11 protein-coding genes are annotated in these 11,794 nt (G+C 61.2%); 4 read left to right on the top strand and 7 right to left on the bottom strand.

Annotated features, from left to right (window positions below):
* Positions 1 to 53: 53 nt before the first annotated feature.
* The 7 genes from AC1DWF_RS02450 to AC1DWF_RS02420 all read right to left on the bottom strand — a co-directional run bounded on the left by AC1DWF_RS02450 (position 54) and on the right by AC1DWF_RS02420 (position 8,124).
* Positions 54 to 932 carry a LysR family transcriptional regulator gene (locus AC1DWF_RS02450; RefSeq protein WP_476785918.1) on the bottom strand — a complete coding sequence of 293 codons (879 nt, stop codon included), beginning with the start codon at positions 930 to 932 and terminating at the stop codon, positions 54 to 56.
* A gap of 168 nt (positions 933 to 1,100) precedes the next feature.
* Complete coding sequence (locus tag AC1DWF_RS02445) at positions 1,101 to 2,087, bottom strand: ABC transporter ATP-binding protein (protein ID WP_476785919.1); 987 nt, start codon at positions 2,085 to 2,087, stop codon at positions 1,101 to 1,103.
* 2 nt (positions 2,088 to 2,089) lie between these two features.
* Positions 2,090 to 3,019, bottom strand: a complete 930-nt coding sequence (locus tag AC1DWF_RS02440; protein WP_476785920.1) for an ATP-binding cassette domain-containing protein — start codon at positions 3,017 to 3,019, stop codon at positions 2,090 to 2,092.
* Positions 3,016 to 3,837: an ABC transporter permease gene (locus tag AC1DWF_RS02435; RefSeq protein ID WP_476788719.1), complete on the bottom strand. Its 822-nt coding sequence runs from the start codon at positions 3,835 to 3,837 to the stop codon at positions 3,016 to 3,018. Before AC1DWF_RS02435 ends, AC1DWF_RS02440 begins: the two co-directional genes overlap by 4 nt.
* A gap of 3 nt (positions 3,838 to 3,840) precedes the next feature.
* Positions 3,841 to 4,776 carry an ABC transporter permease gene (locus tag AC1DWF_RS02430; RefSeq protein ID WP_476788718.1) on the bottom strand — a complete coding sequence of 312 codons (936 nt, stop codon included), beginning with the start codon at positions 4,774 to 4,776 and terminating at the stop codon, positions 3,841 to 3,843.
* A gap of 68 nt (positions 4,777 to 4,844) precedes the next feature.
* Positions 4,845 to 6,431 carry an ABC transporter substrate-binding protein gene (locus tag AC1DWF_RS02425; protein WP_476788717.1) on the bottom strand — a complete coding sequence of 529 codons (1,587 nt, stop codon included), beginning with the start codon at positions 6,429 to 6,431 and terminating at the stop codon, positions 4,845 to 4,847.
* Between the two features lie 61 nt (positions 6,432 to 6,492).
* Entirely contained in the window at positions 6,493 to 8,124 is a 1,632-nt protein-coding gene (locus tag AC1DWF_RS02420; protein WP_476788733.1) for an amidohydrolase, read from the bottom strand.
* A 230-nt stretch (positions 8,125 to 8,354) separates the two neighbouring features.
* On the opposite strand from AC1DWF_RS02420, the gene AC1DWF_RS02415 reads away from it, so the two are divergent.
* From AC1DWF_RS02415 to AC1DWF_RS02400, 4 genes are all read left to right on the top strand, one after another.
* Positions 8,355 to 9,443 carry a P1 family peptidase gene (locus tag AC1DWF_RS02415; RefSeq protein WP_476841427.1) on the top strand — a complete coding sequence of 363 codons (1,089 nt, stop codon included), beginning with the start codon at positions 8,355 to 8,357 and terminating at the stop codon, positions 9,441 to 9,443.
* Between the two features lie 25 nt (positions 9,444 to 9,468).
* A complete protein-coding gene (locus AC1DWF_RS02410) occupies positions 9,469 to 10,338 on the top strand; it encodes a D-amino-acid transaminase (RefSeq protein WP_476788716.1) in 870 nt (289 codons plus the stop codon).
* Positions 10,339 to 10,478: 140 nt separating this feature from the next.
* Entirely contained in the window at positions 10,479 to 11,432 is a 954-nt protein-coding gene (locus AC1DWF_RS02405) for a metallophosphoesterase family protein (protein WP_476788715.1), read from the top strand.
* Between the two features lie 24 nt (positions 11,433 to 11,456).
* Positions 11,457 to 11,786, top strand: coding sequence for a cupredoxin domain-containing protein (locus AC1DWF_RS02400; protein WP_476784254.1), 330 nt, complete (start codon positions 11,457 to 11,459; stop codon positions 11,784 to 11,786).
* Positions 11,787 to 11,794: the final 8 nt, after the last annotated feature.

The raw sequence follows: 11,794 nt of genomic DNA, 5'->3' as shown, positions 1-11,794 counted from the left end.
TGGGGGCTATGTGTCGAGCATCCCTGCGGGGATGGACGGTCGGACGGATCCCGTCATTGCCAGACGCGGTTGACGATGGGGCGGCGGTTCTGGCGGGAGCGGTATAGGCGGATGTCGACCCGGATGTCCCACGATGTATCGCCTGCTCGAACGAGCGTACCATTGTCCAGTTCCGCCCGGACCAGGCTTTCGGGAACCCAGGCAACGCCCCAGCCGGCAAGCGCCATGCCCTTGAGCCCCACCGACATCGAGCCGGTGTGGGCGCGCTTGTGCGCGGCAAGCCTTTCGGACAGAACTTCGCCGAACAGCAGGCCGAAGAACGAGCCTTTCTCATAGCCGACATAGCTCGCCGGGCGCTCCCGGTCGGGATCATGCAGCGGCTTGCCGTCGCTGGATGGGGCGGAGATCGGAATGATCGTCTCCTGGTCGAGGATGCGGTACTCGAAGAGTTCGGGATCGAGCACGAGGGATACCGCTGGATGCGCATAGGTCAGCAGGAAGTCGCAGTCGCCATCGACAAGCGAGCTGACGTTTTCTTCCATGCTTCCCAGGTCGGGCTTGATCCGCGACAGGAGCGGGCCGACCCTGTCGCTGACTGTGCGCAGCCAGCCGGGGAAATAGGTGAACGACAGCGTGTGCAGCGCGGTGACGGTGATCGTCTGGGCCTCGGCCCCTTCCTGCTCGCGCAGGCTTCGCCTCGCCTGCGTCAGGCTGCGTACGGCCTCGCGCGCGACGGGCACGAACTTTTCGCCCGCAGAGGTCAGTCGCGAGGGATAGGTGGCGCGATCGATTAGACTTGAGCCGAGCCATATCTCGAGTTGCTTGATGCGACGGCTGAAGGCGGACTGGGTGATGTTCCTTTCTTCCGCAGCCTTGGAGAAACTATTGGTTTCCGCCAAGGCGAGGAAGTCTTCCAGCCACTTGAGTTCCAAGACGCCGCCCCCTGGGCATCGCCGTGCGGCCCAAGGGGGGCGCAAGCGACGCGTAACACTTTGAATTCGTGATCATGGGATGCGGCCGAAGTCGACGTCATGTCAAGGCATGCGGCATCCGGTATGACCAGTGGCCGGAACGAGTCCCTTGCCTGCCGGGCGACCGGTTCAGGCGGAGAGGCGCTGGCAACGTACCTGATGATCCTCGCCGATCGAAATCAGCTCGCTGGGCGCAGGAGCGGCATAGACGTCGGGATTGGTGATGTCTTGCGGATAAAACCGATACCCTTGAGGCGGCAGTGGCGCGTTCCGCAAGACTGCCTTGACGCCGGTTTGCAAGATGGCGTCCGGGTCGGGAATGGTGCTGATCAGCTTGCGTGTATAGGGGTGTGTCGGGCTTGAGAAGATCGCGTCCCAATGACCGATCTCGACGATCTGGCCGAAATACATCACCGCAACGCGGTCGCTCATATGCTCGACCACGCCGAGATCATGACTGATCATGATGTAGGACAAAGACAGCTGTTCCTTGAGATCGAGCAACAGGTTGATGATCTGCGCCCTGATCGACACGTCCAGCGCCGAGACCGGTTCGTCCAGCATGATGATGTGCGGGTCGAGGATCAGCGCGCGCGCGATGCCGATGCGCTGGCGCTGGCCGCCGGAAAATTCATGTGGGAAGCGGGTTCCCTGTTCCGGCGTCAGGCCGACGCGGCGCAGCATCTCGGCGACCCGGTCGTCGATTTCGCTGCGGGACTTGGTGCCATGCAGGCGCAAGGGCTCCGCCAGTGAACGATGCACCGTCTGGCGCGGGTTGAGGGAGGCATAGGGGTCCTGGAAAACCATCTGTGCGATCCGCGCGCGTTCCATGCGGGGTGGCGCGTTGGCGCCAATGATCGATTTGCCTTCGAATAGAATATCGCCTGAGGTCGGAGCCTGGAGCCCGATCACCGACAGGGCGGTTGTCGACTTGCCGCAGCCGGATTCACCGACAATGCTCAGGCATTCGCCCTTGTTGAGGTGGAGGCTGACACCATTGACGGCCCGCAATGCTTGCTTACGCCGGGAAAAAAGCGCGCCGCTCACCGGGAAATGGACGTGCAGGTCGTTGATTTCGAGCAAGGGACGATCGGTCGCCGTTGTTTGACCAGACATGCTCAGCGAGCCTCGCTATCGGCACGCGCCGCCATTTGCGGCTTGCGTGGCTCGAAGTAGAATTCTTCGGTCAGCTTGCTCTTGTCGGTGACGATGCTGTCGATGTCGACGAGGCGTTGGCGACCATGGCGTTGTCGCGAACCGAGCCGGGGCAAGGCGCCGAGCAGGCCCTTGGTGTAGGTATGCCGTGGATCGGCGAACAGGTCGTAGGTATCGCGCTCTTCAACGAGCTGGCCGGCATACATCACGCCAACGCGCTGGCACATGTTGGCGATGACGCCAAGATCGTGGCTGATCATCAAGACGGCGGTGTTGCGGGCAGAGCAAAGCTCGTGGATGAGTTTCAACACCTCCGCCTGCACGGTCACGTCGAGCGCTGTCGTTGGCTCGTCGGCGATCAGAAGGTCCGGGTCACAGGCGAGTGCGATGGCGATCATGACGCGCTGGCGCATGCCGCCTGACATCTGGTGTGGGTAATTGTGCACGCGCTGCTCGGGTGCCGGCACCTTGACGCTGGCCAATGCTTCGACCGCGCGCTGTTCTGCATCCTTCCAGCTCGTGCCCTTGTGCAGAACGAACATCTCGGCRATTTGCCGCCCGACTGTCGCCAGCGGGTTGAGCGCGGTCATCGGCTCCTGGAATATCATCGCGATGCGATTGCCGCGCAGATTGCGCATGTCGCGAGGCGACAGGCCGCGCAGGTCCGTGCCGTCAAACAGGATCTGGCCGTCGGTAACCGCAAGTGGCCCTTTCATCAGGCCGATGATCGAAAGCGAGGTGATCGTCTTGCCGCAACCTGATTCACCGACCAGACCGAAGGCCTCGCCACGCATGATGTCGAAGGACACGTCCTTGACGATCTTTTGCTCGTGCCCGCCGATCTTCAGGCCGATATCCAGGTTTTTGATTTCGAGAAGCGGGATATCTCTCATGCGCGGCGGATCCTCATATGCGGGTCGAGCATGTCGCGCAGGCCATCGCCCAGCAGGTTGAAACCGAGCACGGACAGAAAGATGGCAAGGCCGGGAAAGATCGTTGCCCACGGCGCGATGACGATGAGTTCACGCGCGTCGGTGAGCATGCTGCCCCAGCTGGGGAAGGGCGGGCGAATGCCAAGCCCGAGGAACGATAGCGCGGCTTCCGACAGCACAGCACCGCCCATGCCCAAGGTTCCGATCACCAGGATCGGACCCATCATGTTCGGCAAAAGCTGGGTGATCATGATGCGGATATTGCCGTAGCCAAGCGTCTTCGCAGCCTGGACGTAGCCGAGGCCCTTGAGCGACAAGGTTGAGCTACGCGCGATACGGCAGGTCCAGGACCAGTTGGTAAGCCCCAGCGCGATCAGCAGGCTCGGCAATCCCGGCCCGAGGATCGCGATGATGGCGATGGCAAAGATCAGCGAAGGAATGGCCAGCATGACGTTGGTCAGCCCATTGACCAGGTCGTCCCACCAGCCGCCGAAATAGCCGGCCGAGATACCCAGCGCGAGACCGATCACAGTGTTGATGAGCTGGGACACGATGCCCACGGTCAGCGAGATCCTGGCGCCATAGAGCACCCGTGTGTAGATATCGCGGCCTTGCGCGTCGGTGCCAAACCAGAATGTCCAGTCCGGCGGCAATTCGGCGTTCATCAGGTCGGCGTCGAGAACCGGGTCAAGATGTGAGAGCCAGGGTGCGAAAAGTCCCGCCAGAATGACCAGTGCCGTCAGGAAGCCGCCAACGATCAGGTTGAACTGGATACGCATGGCTCAGTCCTGCTTGATACGTGGATCGATCGCGGCATAGACGACGTCGACGATCGTGTTGATGAGCAAAAACCACAAGACGATGACGAGGATGCTGCCTTGCACGACCGGAATGTCGCGCAGCGCGACACTGTCGACCAGCAATGAGCCAAGGCCCGGCCAGGAAAACAGTTTTTCGATCACCACCGCCTGTCCCATCAGCGAGCCGAACTGCAGGCCGATGGTCGTGACGATCAGCACCAGCGCGTTGCGCGTCACATGCCAGCGCACGACGCGTCCACTGCTCATGCCTTTGGAATATGCTGTGCGAATGAAATCGGCATTCATCACTTCGAGCACGCCGGCGCGGGTCGTGCGGGCAAGCAGCGCCAGAGGCGTCAGGCCCAGCGTGATCGCCGGCAGGATCAGATAGCGCAGCCCGCCATCTCCGTAGCCGAAGCTGGGCAGCCAGCCGAGCTGGAGCGCGAAGAGATACATCAACAGCAGGCCGAGCCAGAACTGCGGCAATGACAGGCCCGAAACCGCGCCGATCATTGTCACCGTATCAAGAATGCTGCCGGGCTTGAGTGCTGCGAGAAACCCCAGCGGCACGCCGAAAACCACAGCAAAGACCATCGCTGCCATTGCCAGTTTCAGCGACGGCCATAGCCGCGCGCCGATCACGTCCGTCACAGGCTGCCGCGTTCGAAACGAGGTGCCGAGGTCGAAACGCGCAAGATCGTAGACGTAAGAGGTAAAGCGTTCGGGCAGCGACTTGTCGAGGCCGAATTCCTTGTTCAGCCGCTCGACAAGCAAAGGGTCGGATGCTGATCGCCCGTCGGCGATCAGGCTGGATGTGAAGCTTCCCGGAACCACCGAGAAGATGACGAAAATCAAAAGCGCGACCGCGATAACGGTCGGGATCGCCTGCAATATCCGGCGAATGATAAAGCGCAGCATCCGGGCAGACCCCTCCCGTTCTCCCGACCCGCAGGCAGCGGGTCGGGGACTCTTAGTTATGATGGAGGTTACTTCCGCGAAGCGGGCGCGGTCTCGTCGATCCAGAGATCTTCGTAGTCCTGGATGGCCAGCTCGGTAGCGTTCGGCTTCAGGCCATGCAGCCAGGGCTGATAGGCCATGACCGCCTTGTTGTAGTTGAAGAACCAGACCGGCGCTTCTTCCTGCAGGAAGTTGTTGGCCTTCTTCAGAAGTTCGGTCTTGGCCGTCTGGTCACGCTCTGTCTGGGCCGCCTCGAACAGCTTGTCGAATTCGGGGTTTTTGTAGTTGGAGTAATTGCAGGCGCTTTGCGCGGTCTTCGAATAGAAGCACTGCAGTGCTGCGAGCGCATCAGGTCCGCTCTCGTTCGACCACATATAAGCCTGGAAGTCGCCCGCCGGCACGACTTCGGACAGGACGGACGCTTCGACCGGCTTGGCCTTCACTGTGACGCCAACCTTGGCCAGCATCGGAATGATCGCTTCGACAATGGGAAGGCCCCAGCTTTCATTCTGCGTTGCCGTGAGTTCGAACTCGAAGCCCTTGTCGAAGCCGGCCTCTGCCAGCAGCGCCTTGGCCTTTTCCGGATCGTAGGCGTAGGGCTGGGCTGTGGTGTCATAGGCCGGAGACGACAATGGCAGCCAGCTCACCGCGCGGTAGGCCTTGTTCTTGGCAAGCCGCTCGACGATCAGCTTGGTGTCGATGGCGTAGTTGATCGCTTGCCGCACGCGCTTGTCGGCAAAGGGTGCGAAATTGGGGTTGAAGCCGACATTGCGGGTGTAGCCTTCGGCCACTTCCAGGATGTTCTTGGACAGTGCGGCATCGCCCTGATAGGCAACATACTGGGTCGGCCCCAGCACCGTCACGTCGATTTCCTGATTGCGGAAGGCAACGTCGCGGGCCGCGGAATCTTCCATGATCACGATGTTGATCTTGTCGAGGTAGGGTTTGCCCTGCTCGTAGAACTTGTCGAACTTCTCGACCACGATGCGCGATCCCGGCACGTGCTCGACGAATTTGAAAGGCCCAAGCCCGATCGGATGGGTCGCCGCCTTGTCGCCGATGTCGGCGGGATAGATGGCCGCGTTGGTGCGCATCAGGTTGAAGCCGGGATTGATCGGCGCGGTGAAGGTGATCTCCAGCGTCAAATCGTCGATCTTCTTCAGGCCAGAAATCTCGGTCGCCTTGCCGCTGGCGAAGGCATCGGCGCCTTCGATGTCGGCGATGTAGCGGGCGCCGGGGAAGGCGTTGGAGGGCGTGGCAAGGCGCTTGTAGGACCAGATGATGTCATCGGCGGTCATCTTGCGGCCGTTGTGGAAGAAGGCGTTGTCGCGCAGCTTGTAGGTGTAGACCTTGCCGTCGTCGGACACCGAAACGCTGGTTGCCAGCTCGAGCACGGGTTCATTCTTAAGCGAATCCCAGCTGTAAAGGCTGCGATGGATCGCCTTGGCGTAGAATTCGTCCTGAGTCTGGGGCGTGGCGTGGATGTCGAGTGTGGCGAAGCTGGAGCCGTAAGGGGCCACGAAATTGAGCACGCCGCCTGAGCGCGGCTCTTCCGCAAGTGCTGCTGTGGACACGCCGAGCATCAGCATCGCGGTCAAGGACAAGGTTTTGAACATGCGAGATTCCTCCTATTTGTTTTAGCTATTGTATTGTTTTTATTATTTTATTCGTTCCGCTCTACGCGGCGGTCGGGCGCTCATGAGCGACTTCGCCTGCCACGATCGTCAGGGTGCATTGTGTGTCGTGCAGGATTTCTTCTGGTGATGCGGTGAGCAGGTTGCGTGAGAAGACTGCGATGTCAGCCAATTGGCCAGCAACGATGCGGCCCTTGATCGTTTCGGCCTTCTGCGAAAACGCGCCATACTCGGTGTAGGCCTGAAGCGCTTTGTCCATCGGCACGCGCTGGCCTGCGTCCATGACCGTTCCCTTCCAGGTCTTGCGGGTGACCATGGAGTAGAGATTAGGGAATGGGTTGGGCAGGCAGACAGGCGAGTCGCTGCCCGTGCCCGGCTTGAAACCGAGATCGTCCCAGGTCTTCAGCGGATAGCTGGACAGCGCACGTTCCTCACCGAGCACTGAGATATAGCTGTCGCCGAAATCATAAATGAACGCCTGCTGCGGGCAGGGGTAAATTCCGGCCGCGAGCATGCGCTTGTGCTGGGCTTCGGTTGAAAAGCCGCAATGTTCGATCCGGTGGCGGCGGTCGGCATCCGGAACGGCTGCCAGCGCCTTTTCATAGGCGGTGATCAGCTGCCCGATGGCGCGGTCGCCAATGGCATGGCAAGCGAGCTGGTAGCCCTGGGCGTGATGCTCCGCGACCAGCTTTTCGAGCTCGTCATCGGACAGGATCTGCACGCCGGTGTTGTCTTCGCCGAGATAGGGCTCCGACATCCAGGCGGTGCGCCCGCCAGCCGAACCGTCAAGGAAGATCTTGACCGCGCCCACCCGCAGCCAATCGTCGCCGGCACCCGAGACCAGCCCGGCGGCATAGGCTTCGTCGACGACCGAATTGCCGGGGTCGCCGAGCAATGTCAGCCAGACCCGCACCGGCAACCGGCCCTCTTTCTTTGCCTTGTTGTAGGCGTGGATTTCGGCGAAGCCATCGACCTGTCCGACGGCTGCGTCCATGCAGCTGGTGATGCCATAGGACAAAAGGTACTTGCCGGCTCGTTCAATGGCATCGATCAGGTCGTCTTGGCTCGGGACAGGGATCGCCGCGCGCAACACGGATTGCGCGTTTTCCGCCACCATGCCGGTCAAAGTCCCGTTGACCGTTTCGATGACGCCGCCGGCTGGCGCCGGTGTCGAGGCGTTGACGTTCGCCAGCTCGAAAGCGCGCGAGTTGAAGATGCTGATATGGCCGCAGGCGCGCACGAGCATCAGCGGATGGTCTGTGGTTACCTGGTCGAGTTCGCTCTTGTGCGGATGACGGCCGACATCGAGCTTGACCTGGTCATAGCCGCGCGCCAGCACCCAGCCGCCCTTGGGCGTCTCCTGGGCCCGTTTGCGTAGCTTGTCGAGCAGGATGGCAAGCGTCGGCGCCGATTCCGGGCTGGCGTCGACCCATTGCATGGAAAGGCCGGTGGAAATCAGATGCAAATGGTCGTCGTTGAGGCCGGGTGTCGCGAACTGCCCGTTGAGGTCGATGAGCTTGGTTTCAGCGCCTTTCAGCGCGAGAATCTCTTCGTCGGATCCGGTTGCCAGCACTGTGCCTTGGCCAATCGCGACAGCCTGCCGGATGCCTTCCGCATAGCCGCACCAGACGATGCCGTTATGCAGGATCATATCCGGGCTACCGGCACTTTTCATCATCGACTTTCCCCACCCTAAAATTCTTTTCCGCGAGTATCCGGATATGAGCCGACAAATGCAAATTCGCAAAAGGGCATGGGTCATGCAGTTCTGGAATAGTTTGTCCGGACGCAAATCGCTCAGCCGTCAGCCGGGATGCCGAGCTCTTTCTGCGGCTTGCGGCAACGGCATCAAACTATTCCACCTTTGCAATGTCTCCGGCCGGCAAACGGAACTAAGGATGTCGCATGAAACACGGCTCCACGGACATTCCTCAGACATCGACGCGTTGCWGGTTGCGTGACCTTGGCATAGCGCCAGGCGTTTTCGCGCCGGGTCCGCTCAATGCGATCACCGACGTTGCAGGCGTTCTGGTGGGGCACTCGACCGTCGTCGAAGGCGATACCATCCGCACAGGCGCCACCGCGATCCTGGCGCATGGCGGCAACATCTTTCGCGACAAGGTCCCCGCCGCGCTCGCTGTCTTCAACGGCTATGGCAAGTTCGTAGGCTCGACCCAGATCGATGAATTGGGCGAGATCGAAACACCTGTCGTCTTGACCAACACGCTGGCGACCGGACGCGCCATCGAGGCGATCCACGCTCATACGCTGGCGCAGCCGGGGAACAACCGGGTGGTGTCGATCAATGCCGTGGTCGGCGAGACCAACGATTCCCGCCTGAACGACATTCGCGCTGGGCGCCCGGACATTTCGGAGATCAGCGCAGCGATCGATGCCGCTGGGGATGGCGCGGTCGCCGAAGGGGCGGTCGGCGCGGGCACAGGCACGGTGGCCTTCGGGATGAAGGGCGGCATTGGCACAAGCTCGCGGCGCGTACCTTTCAAGGACGGCGAGACCTTCACGATTGGTGTTTTGGTGCAGTCGAACTATGGCGGCCGGCTGCTGGTCGATGGTGAGCCCTGGAGCGCCAAGCCTGCTTCAGAGGACAAGGATGGCTCCATCGTCATCGTGGTGGCGACGGATGCACCCTTGTGCGAGCGCAATTTGAAGCGGCTGGGCCAGCGTGCTTTCGGCGGCCTCGCCAGGACGGGCGCGGCCCTCAGCAACGGCTCGGGCGACTATGCGCTGGTGTTTTCGACCAATGAAAGCGTTCGCCGCACACCCGAAAGGCGTGCCGGCATCGTCACCGCGCCGACACTGCCCAATGAACTGGTGTCGCCGCTGTTTGAGGCGGTGATCGAAGCGACAGAAGAAGCCATCCTCAACTCGCTGTGCATGGCGCACACCTTCGATGGCTATGATGCCGGCACCGGCAAGCCGTCTCGCGTCGAGGCAATTTCATTGAAAGCGCTGGCTCGAAACAAGCAGCGCTAACATCACCCAGCTTTGGAGAGTTCCAATGACCAATGGCGGACAAAACCGCATTGTCTGGCTGAACGGCAGCTACCTTCCGGCCAGCGAGGCGAAGCTGTCGATTTTCGATCGCGGCTTCCTGTTTGCCGACGGCATTTATGAGGTCACCGCGGTCCTTGGAGGAAAGCTCGTCGACAGCGCGTTGCATATGGCAAGGCTGGAACGTTCGGCGCGCGAGCTTGGCTTGCGCCTGCCGGTCACCACGGCTGCGATCGAGCAGATCGAACATGCCCTGATCGAGCGCAATGGACTCGAGGAGGGCGTCGTTTATCTCCAGCTGACGCGCGGTGCCGAGGAACGGAATTTCCTGTTTGACGATGAGTTGGAGCCGACGCTGCTCCTGTTCACACAGCCCAAGGTTCTGGTCGACGTTGCTGCTGCCAAGACCGGCATTGCCGTCAAGACGGTGACCGACCAGCGCTGGGCCAGGCGCGACATCAAGAGCGTATCGCTGCTGCCGCAGGTGCTGGCCAAGCGCGACGCGCGCGCCGAAAACTGCGACGAGGCGTGGATGGTCGAGGACGGCCATGTCACCGAAGGTGCGTCGTCCACAGCCTATATCATCACGCATGACGGCAAGATCGTCTCGCCGGCCAACAGCAGGCGCACACTGCCTGGTTGCACGCGACAGGCGATCGTTCAGTTGATGGACGAGAGCGGCCTGACGCTTGAGGAACGCCGATTTACCGTCGAGGAAGCCTTGGGCGCGGCGGAGGCCTTCATCACCAGCGCCTCAACCTTCGTTATGCCGGTGACCCGGATCGACGGAAAACCGGTCGGCTACGGCAAGCCAGGCCCGGTCGTCACCAGGCTGCGCGAGATCTATGTAGACCACGCCCGGGCAAACGCCAGCTGATCGGCAGTTGAGGACGGCATAGACCAGGCGCCTATGCCGTCACGTCATCGTGACCGGCGCCAGCTGTTGCTGCTGGAATAAACCTGTCCGTCCCGAGGTCTCCTAGGCATGCGCCACAAGCGGCGCGGCAGGAGATCGACATGACCCATTATGACGAAAAGGACGGCGAGGGCATGAGCCGTCGCCATGCGCTGGAGTGCATGATCTGGGCAGGCACAGGCATCTTGTGGACGATTTCAGGCGGCGTGCCGGTTTCGCTCAACCTTCTGGGCGAAGCCGAGGCGGCCGCGGCATTGTCCACCGGCTTCACCTTCCTGCAGATTTCAGACAGCCATATCGGCTTCGACAAGGCGGCCAATCCGCATGCGATCGATACGCTGAAGGAGGCGATAGCCAAGATCAAGGCACTCAAGACAAAGCCCTCCTTCCTGATCCACACCGGCGACATCACCCATCTTTCCAAAGCAGCGCAGTTCGACAACGCAGCCCAGATCATCGGTGGCTCGGGTTTCGACGTGCGTTATGTTCCCGGCGAACATGATGTCATCGATGAGGGCAACGGGCAGGCCTATCTCGAACGTTACGGCAAGGGCACCAAGGGTGCCGGCTGGTACTCGTTCGACCAGAACGGTGTGCACTTCGTCGGCCTCGTCAACGTCGTCAATCTGAAGGCCGGCGGGCTTGGCAATCTCGGCGCGGACCAGCTCGCCTGGCTGGCCGACGACCTGAAGCCGGTCAGCAACTCCACCCCGGTCGTCGTGTTTGCGCATATCCCGTTGTGGGCCGTCTATCCGGAATGGGGCTGGGGCACCGACGACGCGGCACACGCGCTCGCTCTACTCAAACGTTTTGGCTCGGTCACTGTGCTGAACGGCCATATCCATCAAATCATGCAGAAGGTCGAAGGCAATGTGACTTTCCATACTGCGCGCTCGACGGCCTTTCCGCAGCCGGCACCGGGCACGGCTCCGGCACCGGGGCCAATGACGGTCGAACCAGGCAAGCTTCGCGGTTTGCTCGGCACCACCTCCGTTGCGGTGAAGCAGGGCGGTGGCGAGCTTGCCATCATCGATCACACGCTTGCCGAAGCTTGAGTGGAAAGCCGAAGGAGCATTCGCATGATCCGTTCAGCTCTACTCGCGGCGATCGTTGTGGGCCTTGGCCTGGCCGCCATGGATGCACCTTTGCTCGCGGCCGATGCGCCGATGGTGAAGATCGAAAACTTCGCCTTCACGCCGCGAACATTGACCGTGAAAGCCGGGACGACGGTCACGTTCCGCAATGACGACGACATTCCGCATCTGGTCGTATCGAGCGATGGCTCCTTCAGGTCCAAGGCGCTTGACACAGGCGACACCTATGCCTTCACCTTTACCAAGGCTGGCGACTTCCCCTATTTTTGCGGGCTACACCCGCATATGCAGGGCAAGGTCACAGTTACTTTTTGAAAGCCGTC

Source organism: Aminobacter sp. P4_D5 (assembly GCF_056401815.1).
Note: the sequence above shows the minus strand (reverse complement) of the source record. Positions and strands in the feature narration are given on the sequence as shown.